The organism is Bacillus tequilensis, assembly GCF_012225885.1.
GTDB classification, from domain to species: Bacteria; Bacillota; Bacilli; order Bacillales; family Bacillaceae; genus Bacillus; species Bacillus tequilensis.
Genome location: NZ_CP048852.1, coordinates 201,402 through 218,708, shown reverse-complemented (window position 1 = coordinate 218,708; position 17,307 = coordinate 201,402). Strand labels below are relative to the sequence as shown.

At 40.0% G+C, this 17,307-nt stretch carries 16 protein-coding genes and 2 pseudogenes; all 18 read right to left on the bottom strand.

Features of this window, described 5'->3' with window-relative positions; translation table 11 throughout:
• Positions 1-25: 25 nt before the first annotated feature.
• Positions 26-1,012: a two-component system sensor histidine kinase YbdK gene (ybdK, locus tag G4P54_RS01235; protein WP_167871526.1), complete on the bottom strand. Its 987-nt coding sequence runs from the start codon at positions 1,010-1,012 to the stop codon at positions 26-28.
• Entirely contained in the window at positions 1,009-1,680 is a 672-nt protein-coding gene (ybdJ, locus tag G4P54_RS01230; RefSeq protein WP_167871525.1) for a two-component system response regulator YbdJ, read from the bottom strand. The genes ybdK and ybdJ overlap by 4 nt, the downstream gene beginning before the upstream one ends.
• A 1-nt stretch (position 1,681) precedes the next feature.
• Complete coding sequence (locus G4P54_RS01225; protein ID WP_167871524.1) at positions 1,682-2,659, bottom strand: alpha/beta fold hydrolase; 978 nt, start codon at positions 2,657-2,659, stop codon at positions 1,682-1,684.
• A gap of 165 nt (positions 2,660-2,824) precedes the next feature.
• Complete coding sequence (locus G4P54_RS01220; RefSeq protein ID WP_167871523.1) at positions 2,825-3,250, bottom strand: TlpA family protein disulfide reductase; 426 nt, start codon at positions 3,248-3,250, stop codon at positions 2,825-2,827.
• A gap of 5 nt (positions 3,251-3,255) precedes the next feature.
• Entirely contained in the window at positions 3,256-3,771 is a 516-nt protein-coding gene (locus tag G4P54_RS01215; protein ID WP_167871522.1) for a HEAT repeat domain-containing protein, read from the bottom strand.
• 45 nt (positions 3,772-3,816) lie between these two features.
• Positions 3,817-5,232 (bottom strand): sporulation killing factor system integral membrane protein, encoded by a 1,416-nt coding sequence (gene skfF / locus G4P54_RS01210; RefSeq protein WP_167871521.1) that lies wholly within the window; start codon positions 5,230-5,232, stop codon positions 3,817-3,819.
• Positions 5,225-5,947, bottom strand: a complete 723-nt coding sequence (locus G4P54_RS01205) for an ABC transporter ATP-binding protein (RefSeq protein WP_167871520.1) — start codon at positions 5,945-5,947, stop codon at positions 5,225-5,227. The genes skfF and G4P54_RS01205 overlap by 8 nt, the downstream gene beginning before the upstream one ends.
• 17 nt (positions 5,948-5,964) lie before the next feature.
• The gene (locus G4P54_RS01200) at positions 5,965-7,455 is read right to left on the bottom strand and encodes a CPBP family intramembrane glutamic endopeptidase (protein ID WP_167871519.1); all 1,491 of its coding nucleotides are present in this window, start codon (positions 7,453-7,455) and stop codon (positions 5,965-5,967) included.
• Positions 7,448-8,683, bottom strand: a complete 1,236-nt coding sequence (gene skfB / locus G4P54_RS01195; protein WP_024715628.1) for a sporulation killing factor system radical SAM maturase — start codon at positions 8,681-8,683, stop codon at positions 7,448-7,450. The genes G4P54_RS01200 and skfB overlap by 8 nt, the downstream gene beginning before the upstream one ends.
• Before the next feature lie 66 nt (positions 8,684-8,749).
• Positions 8,750-8,917, bottom strand: a complete 168-nt coding sequence (gene skfA, locus G4P54_RS01190; RefSeq protein WP_024715629.1) for a sporulation killing factor — start codon at positions 8,915-8,917, stop codon at positions 8,750-8,752.
• 415 nt (positions 8,918-9,332) lie between these two features.
• Positions 9,333-9,684: pseudogene (locus G4P54_RS21145) on the bottom strand (hypothetical protein); the annotation flags it as partial.
• 102 nt (positions 9,685-9,786) lie between these two features.
• Positions 9,787-10,959 (bottom strand): MFS transporter, encoded by a 1,173-nt coding sequence (locus G4P54_RS01180; RefSeq protein WP_167871517.1) that lies wholly within the window; start codon positions 10,957-10,959, stop codon positions 9,787-9,789.
• Positions 10,960-11,089: 130 nt separating this feature from the next.
• On the bottom strand, positions 11,090-11,392 hold the full coding sequence (locus G4P54_RS01175) for an ArsR/SmtB family transcription factor (RefSeq protein WP_024715632.1): 303 nt from the start codon (positions 11,390-11,392) through the stop codon (positions 11,090-11,092).
• A gap of 263 nt (positions 11,393-11,655) precedes the next feature.
• Positions 11,656-12,021 (bottom strand): Na-translocating system protein MpsC family protein, encoded by a 366-nt coding sequence (locus tag G4P54_RS01170; RefSeq protein ID WP_167871516.1) that lies wholly within the window; start codon positions 12,019-12,021, stop codon positions 11,656-11,658.
• A gap of 57 nt (positions 12,022-12,078) precedes the next feature.
• Positions 12,079-12,369 (bottom strand): DUF6407 family protein, encoded by a 291-nt coding sequence (locus G4P54_RS01165; protein ID WP_167871515.1) that lies wholly within the window; start codon positions 12,367-12,369, stop codon positions 12,079-12,081.
• Positions 12,354-12,909 (bottom strand): annotated as a pseudogene (locus G4P54_RS01160) (carbonic anhydrase). The gene G4P54_RS01165 and the pseudogene G4P54_RS01160 overlap by 16 nt, the downstream one beginning before the upstream one ends.
• A 60-nt stretch (positions 12,910-12,969) precedes the next feature.
• Entirely contained in the window at positions 12,970-15,585 is a 2,616-nt protein-coding gene (locus tag G4P54_RS01155) for a DUF2309 domain-containing protein (protein WP_167871514.1), read from the bottom strand.
• 14 nt (positions 15,586-15,599) lie between these two features.
• On the bottom strand, positions 15,600-17,117 hold the full coding sequence (locus tag G4P54_RS01150) for an NADH dehydrogenase subunit 5 (protein WP_167871513.1): 1,518 nt from the start codon (positions 17,115-17,117) through the stop codon (positions 15,600-15,602).
• Positions 17,118-17,307 lie beyond the last annotated feature (190 nt).

The following is a 17,307-nucleotide window of genomic DNA, read 5'->3' as shown; positions in this document are numbered from 1 at the left end:
GGGAGAAAGAAAAACATCAGCGGGGTCACTCTTTTGTAAACAAAAACCCCGTTCCATTTTCATTTGTCTGTAGCTCATATGTTATCGCAAGCAGCCTGCATACGTCCTCAATAATCTTCAACCCAAGCCCCTCACTGTTCTCATTCTGATCAAATCCAGTCCCATCATCGCGAATAGAAACAGTGCCATCTTCGATCATGACTTCCATCTTTTCAGCTTTTGAATGCTTTAACGTATTTTGAAAAATATTATCAAACAGCCTTTGCATCCATAACGCGTTGCTCATCCATATCACATCTTGATCTGCCGGCTTATAGTGCAATTCAATCCCATTCATACTGTATAAATAATCCCACTTTTTCACCGTTGTTTCTAACAGCTCGTTTAGACGCACTTCTTCATTTACAATATAAGAGCTTTCCAGCGTCTCAGCAGAATATAGATTGAATTCATTGGTTAGTTCCGAGATATAACCGATTTGCTGATACAGCGATTCGAATACGGCCTGATCATGACATTGGCCCTCCAAATAAAACAACTGCAGCCTGAGAGCGGTCAAAGGTGTATTAATGTCATGCCGCAGTTTTTGCAAAAGCTCTTTTTTGATTTCCTCCTGCTGTTTCAGTTCCAGTTCACGATATGTCGTCCGTTCAATTAACAAATTGACAGACTTAATCAGCTCCCCGATTTCATCAGCTCGTTTCACCTCTATTTTATCCGGCACCTTTTGATCACTCGCCAGATGCCGAATGGTATGATGTAATAGATTGATTTTATGCAGCAGAGAATGAATCGACTTCGAAAATAAAAAAGCTAACAATAAGAGTGATAACAAAAATACAACGAGCATCGCCGGATACGCAAAAGACCTATGAAAAGGCGTACCGTGATTCATTGATTTAAACATGTTTTCATAAATGACAGACATCAAAATACTAACCGCCAGCAATAGCACCGGCACACTAATGACAGCCGTACATAATAACAACTGATATTTTGTCTTTAACTTCATTTCTTCACAACGGTATTCAGCCGATACCCTTCTCCATATATATTTTCAATAATCTCACCCGCTTGATCATTGATTTTGGCTCTGATTTTTTTAATGTGCACATTGACGATATTCGGGTTTCTGTCTTCGAGCTGCCACAGATATTCAAAGAAATGATCCTTTGTCAGGGTACTGTCCCTATTTTCATATAAATAAAAGAAAATTTTCCGCTCAATCGCAGTAAACAACACCTCATCATGCAGGCTTTCATTGAACACTTTTTTGGTTTCAGCATCAATATACAAGTGCTTGATTTGCGTAAAGGTCCCATAATGATGCTCAAGCATATTCTGTATTCTTAACAGCAGCTCTCTCGGATCAAAGGGCTTCACCATATAATCCTCGCCGATCTGCAACCCTTGGAGCTTGCTGTCCATATCATTGCGGGCCGAAAGAAAAATGACCGGAATACGAAGCCCCAGCTTTTTGATTTTTGCAGACATTTGATACCCGTCTTCACCCGGCAGCATCACATCCATAATGACCAAATCCGCCTTTTGAATCACTGAAAGCACATCCGCCCCATCTGTTTTCCACATCACATGATAGCCCTCACGCTGCAAAATCTTCTGCAGCAGATCACCAATCATCACATCGTCTTCCACGATTAAAATATGATAACTCTTCATCCTAGCGAACCTTTCTAATAAACTCCATGGAAAGTTTATATATTTGATCAGGCTGATATAAATAAATACTGTGTGTTCCCCTCAGTTCCTTTATATCGGCTGTATTGAATTGAGCCGCAAACGCTTCATAATCTTTTCGGTTTCGTATGGCATACTTTGAATTTCTATTTTGGTCAGAAACCGCATCTAACAATAAGACAGGAGTTTCTTTCGGGGCCGGCAGATTCACAGATTTGTTACCGTTTTGGTAAAACTGTAAAAGCTCATGCTCCATATCAGCATTAAAAAATTGCTTAAAGTTAATGGCTTTATAGATTTCTTTTTCTTTATCGGTTAAAAACGACTGACGAATCACCTCAGGGTTATATACAGCGGAAGGCATAAATCGATGAAAACCAATCGACGTTAACAGATGGAATCCTCTCACTTTCAATCTGTCAATCCCACTCAACTTATATGTGACATACTGCTGAGGCAAGCCAATATCCATCGCAATAATGGCTTTGATTTCTTTAGGATATTTCTGTGCCCAATAAATCGCCTCAATCCCGGATATGGAATGAGGCATTAAAATATAAGGAGGCTTATTCCCGCTTTTCATAAGCGCTTTCCTTGTCTGTTCCAGTATCGTATCAATATCTCTATCATCGTTAGACACATCACTGTATCCATAACCTGCCCGATCAACAACAGCAATCTTATTTTCTTTTGAAAATTTGCTGTACAAACCTTTCATCTCATAAGCAGGCGCAGCAATCCCCGAACCGGACATAAACACAAACGTATCCTTCCCGCTTCCCTCTTCATACACATTCAGCTTTTTCCCATCAACATCGACTACTGTGCCTTTACCTTTAAGAAGTGCCGCTTCCTTATTTAATTGATAGTGGTGATAAATAAATACCGAGACGGATACAAGCAAAATCAAAGCAGCCAAAACGCCAAAAACGATCTTTAGGACTTTCCATAATGTTTTCATATGATGCTCCTTTCACGTGATACGGAAAGGATACGATATGAAAATAAATTTCTGATTAACTTTGGGAAATTTTATTTTGACATTAAAAAACCTTCCCGCTCATAGGAAGGATCGTTTAATCATAGTATTAACCGTTTGTCGTACATACTTATAAGACGGAAAAATTCACAAGTCTTGAACCTTTTTTATCATCTTACCCCAACCGATATCTCCCATCGTTTTAGCTACGACCTGACCGTATTGACTTATTAGACAAAAGCTAGGAATACCTTGTATATGACAACTTGTGACGATATCATAGTTTTGGTCTAATACTATCGGAATAGATATTCCCCTATCAAGAGCGTACGTCGAGACAACCTCCACAGATTTCTCTTCTTCTATATAAGGGACATGTACTCCGATTACTTTCACATTCATATCCTTTTTATCTTGAAGGACTTTGTCAGTTAATTGGTGACAGTTTGGACAGCTCATTGACCAAAAATAAAGAAGATGATATGTGTCACTTGGAAATATCAAATCATTCTGTGATTGATTCAACCAGGGTAAATGACTTGGCCATTCATTCATTATTTGTTCAGGTTTCATCCTTTCTAATCCCCCTTATCTTTCAGCTGAAAAGCAATCAGCTTTCCCAATGCCTCTTCAGCCGCAAACGGAGCAACCATCCCTGAAGGATGTTCATGCTCATGTTTCAGGCATTCATACATCTTCGGTTCAATACGAGACGGATCGATCCATGCAATACACCATGACGCCCAAAAGCATGATTCCCCTTCATTTTCTTGAGCGATTTTAATGACAAAGGGCAGACTGGGCTTCCCGATTCTCATTAGCGAAATAGCTGCAGCCATTCGAGTATCTTCGGCATGACTTTTTAATAAACGTGACAGCTCCTCCGCTGCTTCACTCGCATCTTCCCCAAACTCGCCTAAAACAGCCGCAGCGATATTCCGCAAAGCGCCTTCCTCTTTTAAGGCCTCAACCAAAACAGGTATCGCATCTTTTCCTGATTTCTTTAGCTCCCCTATCGCTTGAACAATTGTGATCTCATTTGTATTTGCCAAATTCTGAACAGATAACGACAATTCATCACCATTTGAATTCATAAAAGAGCCCCTCTCCTCGTTAAAAAGCAATAATTCTACAATCCACTATCTGAAACGATAAAACAGGCACCAACAAAGGCTCCCTATACAGACGACCAACACTAATGTATACCAGCCGGCAGTCAATAAATGAATGACATACAAACAAATGCCGCTCAGCCCTAACGCCATAAAAAATGACTTGTAGTATTGAGGCAATGAAAGCTTAAAATCATTTCGGTTTGTATTGGTAAAAGCAAACAGTCTTATTGTCATGAACCATATATATATCCCTAAGCCATATATATACCAATAAACTAAATTCTCAACCCCCATGAAAGCAATAGAGACACAGTAAAGAATAAACAACCAGACTGTATTCGTCAGTTCTAGAATCATGATTTTCCCCAAAAGTGCACCAGGGAATAAATGAAGGGCCCCTGATTGCGAATGCCTGACTATTCCTGAATAATAGGAACTCAACATGACTGCCGAGACGACGAGAAAGAAGAGAAGATTAAACCATTCTGGATATATAAAAATGACGACATAAAAGACGCAGCCCATCATGACGGTATGAATGCTATGAAAAAATAAATGTTTTTTCATGAGCAACAGTTCCAACCACAGAAATGACCAAATACCATTTAGACTTTGTAGTCCCCACCAAGTTGTCCTTGTTTTCTGCATAATTTGCCCTGATCCAAATTGACGTTCTTGAAACTCCTCCCAGAATTCAGCTTCCTTCACCAACGATTCCTTCATTTCTACCTGGCTGCTCGTAAAAGAAATTGTCATAAAAGAAACCGCAATGATCCCAATAAATACAGCCGCATACAATGGTGACAATGTCTTAAACACTACACCTACACCACTAATAAAACGACCAATATCCTCCCACAGCCCAGGTGAAGGTTGTAGAAAGTAGAGTTGAAAAAGACATATAGAGTAAATACCTAGCATTAAAAGAAAGACTGAAATGTATATCCTTTTCATTTTCTTCACTGTTCTGGCACATGAGACTGACATCAACCATACTTCAGCGATAAAAAAGAGCCCTACAAAAATTATGGATCTGCCTATTAAATTGATATGCTCACCCGACAGAAGAACAATCACTACATTACTGAAAATGGCTGAAATGATCCAAAGCAAAGCCTTCCAAGTGACACTGAAAAATAAAACACTATACACAACTTTTGAAAAAGATGTTGGAGTGCCATACAGCCACATGATATCGGCCATCTGACTTGGCAATCGATTGGAGAAAAGTCCAAATGCCGTATAAAGGATAAAAACACCTGTAAGCACCCAACCAGTAACACTCATATCCCATATTGCAGATCTTGAAACAAAACTTACTTGAAATCCGGTGGCTCCAACAAAAAGGAGCATGATCAGAAAAGGCATTCTTTTTTCCTGACCTTGATTAACAAAACGCCTTTTTGACTGAAGCCATAAAAAAGAAATGATATTATTCATCTGACCATTCCCCTAGAAGACGAATCACTTCTTTTCTCCATTCCGATTGTTCCTCTTTGAATTGAGGAACAGACAAACTCTTCATAAGTTCCCCATCTCGAATTAATAACACTCTGTCTGCTGTCTCTAATACAAACTCAAGACTATGAGTTGACACAAATGCTGCGCAGCCTTGATCAGTCTTGGCTTTTAACCAGTTTGAGAGCCACTGTTTTGATGGAATATCGAGACCTACAGTCGGCTCATCCAATATATAAAGCAAGGCATCCTGAACTATTGCCCCCGCTAAGACAACCCGCTGCTTCTGGCCTCTTGACAGCTGACCACACAATTCATCTGCTTTCTCCTCCAAGTGTACTTCCTTCAATGCATCATAAACCCGTTCTTTTAAATCCTTTTTATCTTGATGAAATCCTCTTGCCCTGAACTGAATATGTTCAGCAGCTGTTAATGTAGGGTACAGGTGAGGCTGATCCGGAATGAGCGCTACTTTTTTTTGAACATTTACATGGCCCGGAGGAGAACCATCGATGAGGATATTTCCTTTATCTGGCTTGTAAAGCCCCGTCAAACATCGAATTGTCGTAGTTTTTCCAGCTCCATTTGGTCCTAATAGCGCCACAATTTCTCCTCGCTGAATTGAGAAAGACAAATGTTCAATCCCATCACCATTCCGGTAGCACTTGCTTAAATCTTGCACTTGCATTAATTGCATCAAATCTTCTCCTAATATTAGAATGAAGTAGTCTTTGGTTTATCGTTATGCATATGTCTCTGAAGTTTAAACTGCCACAGCGGCATACAGACGAGCACTAAATTATGAATGAAATGAGCTGCTAATACACATATAAAACCAAATTTGATAAATAGAACTCCCAAAAAGCAACCGAATATAAATAGATGCAGCCAACGTATCCACCTTGGGTCATATCCAGTTACTTGGTGCATAACCGCCCACAAAAAGGAAGATATAACAATGGAAATAATGATATTTCCACTCAGCCACCAAATGACTGAAATCATTAGCAGCCGATAGATAACCTCCTCTCCAGCCGAACTTTGTATGCTCATATTCAATCCTTGCCTAAAAGTAAAACCTGATAGAAAGACGGTTCGGTTAGAAAGCTCAGGAGATATACTTACATAATGCTTTTTCTCTAATAAGTTAAACAGCAGTGAAGTCACTCCCAAACTAATGAGCCCCGCTCCTATTCCGTAGAAAACCTGAATCATTGGCTGTTCAAACGTTTTCCATCCTAATTCACCAGTAAGCGCATTTCCTGCCAATGAACATATAAATACTACAAACCCTGTTAATAATCCTGTAAGAAGTGTGGACAAAACGCCTAAAATGCTGACCGTTTTGACACTCATTCTTGCATCATAGGCATTTACAATTGTCAATTGGATATCTTCTTTTAGTGTCAAAGACTGGCACATGATAATCAACAAACCCAGCACAAGGCTGGCGATTATGCTTGTTTGCACATCCATAAATACAAGGATGAGAATCGCAACTATCATCGCTACAGCTGAGCCCAACATACCAGATACTCCGAATGTCGACTCCACTTGTTCATCTCGAATCACTTTACTCATTTGATCAGTTAGTATTTCTTGTTCAGTACCAATATATGAAATTCGGCCGCCCTGTAATTCAACCGTCACCTTAAGTCGGATATCTCCCGCTTCCGCTATGTACCAATAAGTACTAACCTCATGAAAATCCTCTTCTTTTTTACCGCTACCAGTCATATTTGCTCTAGACCAAAGTCCATCAGGCGAAACCATTAACCTCTGCTTGAGTGCCTCTGGAGAAACTTGTTCGAACTTCCCAGAGAGAGATTTTTTCGGAACATCCGCATAAAAAAAAGTAATTTCTCGATTGGCATTGACACCGACTACAAATGATTGATTTTGGTGAACGAACCGGACTCTCCATGCTTCGACCAACCCAATATTATATAAAACCGTTCTGTTTTTCTTAAGTATACCTAAGTGATGAAGTTTATTAACTGTATCATGGTCATACCAATATACTGAGTAAAAATCCCAGTTCTCCACATCAATCCCAACAAATTCTCTTATAAATTGCACACTTATTTCTTTTGCCTCATCTTTGCTTAAGAGCAGTGAAGCAATTGTTGGAGGTTTAAATTTAATAAATAACAGTAATCCAACAATCGCCAAAATAATCCAAAATACTACTGGTAGACTATTCATTCCTGATCCCTACCTTGACTTCTTTTTGAAAAGGCAAGTCCGGTTCAGATAACTCGATTTTCCCAATACATTTGCAATTTTTAGCATCACATTTTAATTGAAGCAGACGAGCAGGTGAACCAATGTCTGCCATGCTATCTTCTAAAATATGGCCTAGTGGCAAATCCTCTAATTGGCAGGGAGTTACATATCCATCTGCTCTAATGTACCAGGCAAGATATCCTGGTGTACAAAAATCTGTTGTGAAAGAACTTTCTTCATGCTCCCAATCAATAATGTTCAGGCGGTCTCCCCATCGGTCACGGGCTTCCCTAAGCTGCTTTTGAACCAGCTCTTCAAAATCAACAGCCAAACCCCTAAAACCTTCTGTTGCTCGTCCGACAGATAACGTTTTTCCTGCACGAAAGATAAAAGCACCAGCATTGGCACATTGCTCCACCACATCAGATACCTCGCCGGCATTAGACTCATTGATGGTCATAGCAACAATCACTGGGATGTTTGCTTCTGATAATTTTTTGATGGTATTCATACTTTCTTTAAAACCGCCTTTTCTGCCTCTTAATTTGTCATGCGTATTATCAATACCATCAATGCTGATCTGCACAGAAACATTACCTAGGTGACTGAGTAATTCAACTTCATCGTCTCGCCAGTTCAATCCATTACTAAATACATTTACATTGGTAAATAGCGAACTTGCAGCAACGACTAATTCTTTAAACCCTTTTATTAGCTTAGCTTCCCCTCCGGTCAGTGTAATATCTGCAACTCCGTGGGCTGCTAGCTTTTGCATAACCAAAATCCATTGTTCACTATATAGTTCCTGCGGATATGGTTTTCCTGAGCTGGCATAACAAAAAGAACAGCTTAAATTACAGGCATTTGTCAACTGCAGGGTACAACTTATAGGTAAATATGAATCTAACGAACCTGAAACATGTAAAGGCTGATCCAACAGCCCTTGCGTCCAAGCCTCTGTAAAGGGATGGGCACTAAGCTCTTCTTTTAATTGTTCAGCACTCATCTCTTCTTTCTTTACAATCTCCCAAATACGTGCCGTTTTGTGGAGGTTTTTGTTTTTTGATAAAAGAAACGCCAACTGTGCTCCACGTCCGCTGAGTCTAAAATAAAACATGCTTTTTCTATCAATCATTACTGCACCATGAGGCTGTAAATGAACCGCTAACTCTGGTAAATCAAAATCTTTAACACGATCATTCGACATATAAAATCCCCCTCAAGAGAAAATAAGGAGTATAAGCAAATATGCTCAACTCCCTATTCTCAAATGTTAAATTGCTTTCATAGCAGGATGCGGAAGTGCACAAACACGTGTCATAGCAATACTCTTCGAGGCCCAACAGCCCATACAGCCAGCTGCCTTTACAATCGAAGTACCCCCTGGCTTTATAAGGCCTTTTTTACTCACAGATTCCCATTCTTTTTGGTTTCTTTTCATAAGTAAAACCTCCTCTCAATTTTTGCATAGAGTCTATAGACATAGCTTCCATGCGATACGATAATACCAGAATGCAAATGTCGAAGTAAGGGGAATTTTGTATTTTATCCTAAATATTACATTAAATAGATATAAATAGAATATATTAACCCTTTAAAGATAGAAAATCTTCCATGCTATCCTCTCGAGAAAAACATGAGCTCACCCTAATTTTCACTTATGTTTTGAATATTGTGTTGTTCTATGAACAAAACCTCAAAAAGGCGATCTATTTTTATATAAAAATTCTGATGCCTATTAGATTGACAAACAACCTCTTTAAGGAAATTAAATCAAGAGATGATTTTCCAAAACTTTAGTGATTATATAAATACAATGACTTTAGTTAAATGAATGAAGTCTCCTATAATTTATATCAATTATCCATACTAAAAACCCCTTCGGCTAAATAACCAAAGGAGTTAAACTTATTAATACGCGATTTATTAACATCACAGCCGCGGTGCAGTGCAGCATACATAGTAAGAGCGATCAGCTGCAATGGAACAACTGAACCCAACGAGAATGATGCACTAAATGTGCTTTCGACAGTAGGAATCTGTCATCGGCATCGTTTAGGTCATTCAAGATGATGCATGTGTTTGCTCCGCCTTCTTTGACATTTTCGCGAATGCTGACGAATACTTAAGTGCTTTGTTCAAGACAATCATACCGTGCTTCAGCTCTCCGTCGGCAAAAATCTCTTTTGGCTTCTGCGGACCTTCTACTTGACGGAATTTCACAAAAAAACACCCGCTTATATTACAAGCGGATGCTAGATCTTTCGAAATAAAACCATTGAATGTTAAGGATGAAAACAAAGCATTGTATTATTGATTAATATCTTTTAGCATCTGTTTCGGCTGTGAATAAAAAATCAGCAATGATGCAATAATCGCAATCATAACTCCTAACGCGCCAACCCAGGTAATCGAAGCCAATGATACGTTTTCTACAAAAACTCCCCCTATTCCTGCGCCGACTGCCATGGCAAGTTGCATCATGGACTGATTCATGCTGAGCAATACACCTGACATTTCCGGTTCTATTGTAGCCAGATGGAATTGCTGTGTCGGACCGGTGGACCATGCGGCAAATGACCATAATACAAGAGTCACCAACACGCCGATATAGGAATGAGTGACAAGTGACAGCAGAATCAATGTGATAATGTGCAATGTCATCCCGCCAACAAGTGTGATCGGCACTCCCCATTTGTCTGTGCTATATCCCCCAAACTTCGATCCAACCAAACTGGCAATTCCAAATATAAGCAAAACACCGCTAAGCAGTTTGCCGCTTATTCCGGAAATGTGCAAGAGATACGGCGACAGATAGGTATAAGCAACAGAATATCCCCCGAGCCAGAAGAAAGTGATTGATAACCCCATCGCCACTTTCCGTTTTTTGAAAAGAGCAAGCTGCTGAAGCAAGGGTACAGGCTTATCCCCTTCAGTATGCGGAAGAGTCAAGAATATAACGATCATTGCGATTAATCCCAATAAAGCAATTGCACCAAATACAGACTTCCAGCCGAATGCTGTTGCTATCATTCTTCCAAGCGGAACACCAATGATTAAAGAAGCGGTAAATCCCATCACGACAGTAGCGATGGCACTGCCTTGCTTCCCTTCCGATGCAATCTTAGCGGCAATTGTTAATGCGGTGACAACAACCACACCCGCTCCCATCGCCATAATGATCCGCGCTGCAATAAACCATCCATAACCAGGCAGGATAAGGGCCAAGATGTTGCCGAACACAAACAAACCGAGGGCATACATCATCAATTTGCGTCTATCCATACTTGCTGTCAACGCCATAAGTACAGGTGTGGAAAGAGCATATACAAGTGAAAAGATTGTAATAAGCTGGCCCGCGGCAGCCAAGGTTATCCCCAGTGTATGAGCGATCTGATCCAAAATACCGGAAATGATGTACTCTGAGGTTCCAACTAAAAAGCTGACAATGGCTAAAATGTAAATTTTCCAAGTGTTAGACATAAAAACATTCACTCCTTCAGCATTAATAAAACAACATATCACGAAATGTCGATATATAATTTAAAAAATAAACACATCGCAATATGTCGATATGTATGACGTAAAAATAAACATCAATTGATGTTTATTTTTATATCTCTGTTTTAAGAAAGTCAGCAAGTTTCCCAATGGCTTCTTCATCTCTTTTGTAATACGTGTACTTCCCGATTCGTTCGGCCTTAATCAGACCGGCTCTTAAAAGGATGGTAAGATATTGAGATGCCGTCGATTGCGTCATTTTCAATTTGTCGGTTATTTGACTGACACATACCCCGATTGTGTTCATATCAATCCCTTCATGGGGAGCAAAATGACGATCAGGCTCCTTCAGCCAATGTAAAATTTGCAGCCTTGATTCATTTGATAAGGCTTTGAATACTTCAATTGGTTCCATATGGATTATTATATCGTTATATTCCGATATGTCAATTCGTTTTTTGAATTTCTGACTAATTCCACGAAATGAAACTGAAGACAGCATATCAAAAATGGCCTCTAATCAAGTCATTGTACGCTTTTGGGAACCCGGCGTTGGCTTTGTTAGTTGCCTTTTACCAGTCATCAATGAAAAGAAGCGGAAGATGATGATGTTCAATCAGCTTCCAGCCCCTATGAAAATTCAAGCTCTGCTTGGCTTGAATAGTATTGTTTCATTCTTCATCTCAAAGATTTTTCTAGATCATTAACTAATTTAAATACCATCACTCGTTCACCTGTACGCGAGCTTAAATCAGTATGAAAACTTGTCACTTCTTCTCCGGTTATCCTCAGGATAATATCCTTAAGTTCTTCTATACCTGATTCAACTAATTCCGAACGAGTTTGTTTGATAGATAACATACCCTCTTTTGATTCACAAACTGCATATTCAGCCGGTGTTAAAACTCCTTTTAAATTAACAATGATCATATCCCGCAGTATATCGGTCTTAACAGATACAGACCCGCGCCCAAGATAATCTTTTTCCCATTGAGTGATTGTCTTGCTGATCTCTGATTCAAAAGAACCTTTCGACTTTTTCATATATCAAACATCTCCTGAGCAAATAAATTGGCATATTCTATTTATTATATCGTCTCATTAATATTCTCTTATCACATGTCCTTCATATACACCTTCAATATCCAAATCAGTTTTACCGTTTCTTAAGACGACTATCATTTTAGATAACATATTTTCTTCCATCATAGAGTGTATATGCAAAAACCGCACACTTTCTAAATCGGTTTTCTCAACTTCTTCATAAGATTTTAAATGATAATAATCAATTGCTTTTCTCATTACTTTTTTCAAACATTCCATATTTTCACGATCAAACGGACTCATTTCCTCTATTGTTTTCGTTACAAAATCAGTTAAATTAGATTGCATACATTCTCCTTAGGTGACAAGCAATAATCAGATAAGGCTTGACGCTGTTTTAATAGCAGGAACAGGAACCTCCATAATTGAGGATTCTCCATCCTTATGATTAACGATTAACCCTCTCACTTTAACAGATGACGGCACTAGTGGATGTTGGCGAATGATATCAACGCTTTTTTTAATACCGCCGCTGCTGTTTTCATTTAACCATTCATCGACCGTACCGCCTAAAAACTCAGGCTTGCAATGTTGGAAAAGATAATCCAATGTTTGTATTTTATCTTTCATTGTTTTAAGTTGCGTTAGTCCATTACCTGTGGAAGCTCTCTTATCTTTTGTTCCTACAACAAAAATCTCCTCAACATTTTCCTGATAAATCGCAAAAATAACAGACCGCATGATTTCTCCATAAGGATGCGAGACACTGGCACCGTAGCTTTGTATCGTCAGCATATTTTCCGCTGGAGTGTCAGTCACTTCTTGTAAAATAGGCTCCAAGCCGTTTTCAATGTCCGTCAAAAACAATACTTTTTTATTTACATTCATACAGCACACCTCTTCTTTATATTGAGTAAGGAATCCATCGGATAATGTTTATATGAATAGTTACCAGCTTTCCCAACGTCCTTCTGGATCAATACTGGCCAGTCGGACCCATCCATTTTGAACTTTTTGCAGAAATACTGAGTTGTTATTTAATAGCCGTTCTACATATTCCCTCGGTGCTTGAATAACGATCAATAAACGAAGGGGAGAATGATAAGCCTCGTGATCTGATTTCATGACGGATTGCCAAGGCAGTCCCGTTAACAAGTCACTTGCATTTCCCTGCATAACGCCAAGACCCGCAGTAACGGTTTGAGTCGCTTTATTTCCGCTGCCATAATAATGAGGTGCTACTGTTGATGCGTAATACTGTAAATTAATCCATTGGGCCACGGTTCCAGGACCTGCAATAATATTTGCCAGGATATCACCGCTTTCGTCCTGTTTCCAATCATAATTATGAAGAAAGGCTCTTCCTTCTAAATCACAATCCTGAGTGAGTTCACGTTGGCCGATTATAAAAGATGCATTACGAGCCAGTCCCCATTCCGGACGTATCTCACTCCAATCCTCCGCATATCGATGTGCCTCTGCCATCGGATTTTTACGTTTCGATTGGAAATTAGGCAATTGGGCCAGACGTTCTGCATTTACGTGATGCTTCACTTTCGGCATAACAGCTTCGATGCGTTCAAATGCTTCTTGTGCAGCTTCAGAAAGCTCTGGTACATAAAGCCAATGTAATTCATCCACCGTTGTATCATGTTCAGCGGCTGCAAACACCGTATCCTCAGGGATTGCAATTCCTTCAGTTAAAAGAGCTTCTCTTACCTCTGAAAGATTACATAAAGCAGCTAAAACTCTGGCATTGAATCCGCCGGCCGCTCCGCCGCAGGCACCACAATCAAGAGCAGCGGCATAAGGATTATTCGTACTTTGACTGCCATGGCCGCAAATCACGACTAATGGAGCGAAGTTCTTTGTTAATCCCATCATTTTTAATGCTTGGCGAGCATAGTTCACTTTTTCTTCATCAGTAAAACCTACAGGTATTTCTGCCTCTGTGTCACCATCATAATGAAGTGAAAGTTTTGTATCGGGTTTACGTACCCAAGCATCACGGAGATGACGAATGAAACGATCCGTTTTTCTTGGCACAAAGGTGCGTGCTGCCATTTGCAGACTAAGCCAAGGCCCGCTTAGCTCAGGCAGAAGCAAGCTCGCAAGTACATTCTGTTTCATCGTTTTAAATGTATGGCTTACGGAATGAACTGCTTGCTTGCGCTGCTTATATGTTTGGAAGACATCTTCATCTGCGAACTCTTTTATTTTATGTTGCGGTTTTTGTATGATTGGCAAGGAGGCATGACTGTGTTTACTGCCAAGTTCACAAGTTGCAATCGGCACCCCAAAGAAACCGGCAATACCAATCGTTTCAAACGGACCTTCTTTTTCCAGCTGACGGCGAAAAGGTTCTGATCGTACGTCGATGCAGAATGCTAATTGAGCTAATGCGGATTTTTTATTGTTTTCACGTTGCTTCGAGATGATCTTCTGACTTAATCGATCAGTGTATGTTTGCTCCCAAGCCTCTAGCCAAAGTTTCCGACGAAGTTTCTCATCAAAGAGATAAGCAAACGATAAATATTCGTTTTGTTCACTGGCCGGCATCTGAGACCATTCCTCCAGTGTAAGGCCCCCCCAATGAATCCAAGCTGCTAAAAGGGGAGTCATCGGAATCTTTTTCTCAGATCGTACTTTTTCCAAAGGCAAATATGGCTTTGTAAGGGCCAACTCCATGGATAGTCGAACCGCTAAATATTCCGTCAGGAGTGCATGTTCATGGCTCGATTGTTGAGAGCGCCAAAGCATCATCCCTGCCCATCCAGGCAAGGAAAGCAAATGGCCTTCAAGATAAGTCTGGATTTCTGATTCTGGGATTTCCAGTGCGAATAAAGCTTCTTGTAAAGCCATATGGGCGTCTTGCGGCCAACTTTTTAATCTTTTACGCTCCTGTTTAGTAAGTGCTGGATCATATTGAATGAGATGCTGCCATGCACGATAGAATCCTTCCTCACGATTGGGCATAGTCCAACCCGCTTGAGAGTCATCAAGATATAATTTACTCCACTTAATGACATGCTGATCAAGTATATTGACTACCCTTTCACCATCTTGATTCTCTATATATGAACTTATTGGTTGTGCATAAAAACTCTCGATGCGATCAAATCCACTACATCCATTCACCAATTTCTCCAGCTTATGCGATGATAAGAGGCTGGAAGGCAGCGGATCTAATTTTAATCCAGCACGGCAAAATCGCTCCGCTACGTCCTGCGGGATGGTAAAGGAATGCGAATCAAGCCAGCGCTGCAGTCCCATTTCCAAAAAATCTTCATCAATCTCACCTTTATTCTTTGCTGAATGGATCATAGCTGCACTAGGGTATATATCAACATCACGAGTGTTTTTCAACCAGCCTGCAACCTGATCAAAAGGTTGGTTTTCAAGCCCCATCCACGGATTGCGTGCAGCAAATGTAGAAATAGGCCAGAGCGGCGCGATCACTCGGCTGGCGGACTGAATGAAAACGTTAAGATCATTTCCTTGAATCTCAATATCTGTATCTTTCTTTTTTACATTTTCTTTCGTTAATACGGATGTCATGCCCATCTCAGATTAGCTCCTTATGATAAATATTGTTTAAGGTAGTCTGGGTGATTCTCTACTGTCTTTCGTTTTGCTTCCCCTAATCGCAGTAACCAAAGATAGATTACCGCGGAGAAAACGGAAGAACGATGACGAACAACCCACGTACTCAGAACACCGCCAAATAACAATAGACATACAACAATGATGACAGCTGACATTGGAGGGTGAACACTTTGTAAAACGGTTGTATGCAGCCAATGATAGAAGAGGTTATGAATGATAAAATAGACGAGGGCTGCTCCTCCTAAAAATGTTAAACCAACAATTCGACCCCATTTCCCCTCTCCAAAAGCTACAAGCTGAGTCCAAGAAACGGACAATGACCACCCTAAGATCAACGCACTAATGATTTGATACCCCTCTCCAGGAGCAGCGAGCCAAAAAGCAACGCCTATCACTAAGGCTAACGTACGACCAGCCACAATCCATAAATAGGATGATCTCTCATTAGCCCGCGTCGATCCTTCATGACGCTGTACGACTGAACCAGCCTGTAAAAACAACGTAGCTTTGAATAAACCATGTAATATAAGATGAATAATGGCCGCTATATAGGCCCCTAATGCACACTGAATGAGCATAAATCCCATTTGCGCAATCGTGGAGCCTACTAACTGGCGTTTATAGTCAACCTGAACTAAACTAATACCAGCTCCAATCAATACAGAGATACCGGCAAGCAGAAGTAAAATAATTGATGCGATACCACCATGAAATAAAGGTGAAAATCGAGTGAGTATAATCCCGCCTGCGTTTACTAAACCTGCGTGCATAATCGCAGAAACAGGAGTTGGAGCAACAATAGACTCAATCAGCCATCTTTGGAATGGCCATTGAGCAGCAGGTATGACCACTGCTAACACAATCAATAAATGTATCCCTGTTCGCTCCCAAATCCCCAGTTGAGTTAAACTTTCATTTATTAAAACCAATGATAGCCGCCATTGACCTGTGACTTGAAAAAGCCAAATCATCACGAAAAACAAAGAAAACCAGCTTAACAAAAATAACCGGCCAGAAACCTTGGCTGCTTCACCAGCCACATGCCAAGCACTGTTCAACCTGATAAGTAAGGTTAAACCGACAAGAGTTGCTCCCCAAAAGATAACCATCAAGCGAAGATCGCCACTTAACCATGTAATAGAAGCAGCACCTGTAGTGAACGTGAAAAGCGTAAAATATTTTCGATAAGAACGATCTCCCATTAAGTAACGCACAGAAAAACGCTGAATGACGAATCCAATTGCGAGAACAAAGAAAGTCATTAAACAAGCGATGGAATCTAAGTGCCAAAGGCCAATATCTGCATTCACATTGCTATTGATAAGCAGCAGAAAGGAAACCAAAAGCGGTAAAACCAAAATCCCAATATGAATGCGAACATAGCTCAAGGGAACTCGTGGAACCAAAAACAATAATCCACTTATCCCGGAAATCATAAGCATAATAAAAAATAATGTTAATAATGATGACAAACTCAGCGAAAACAACATTTCAAATTCTCCCTTAGGTAAAATTCTCTTCTGTAATTTAGTACAATTTTATTTATCTCTTTGAATGGAGTTACGTATTTTTCCAAATAAAAAAAGCCGACAACATCAAAACTCAATGATGATCTTAGTCATTGAGTCTTGAAAATTGTCGGCTTCACTTCAACTAACTTCAGCGAAGTTTTTTGAAGTG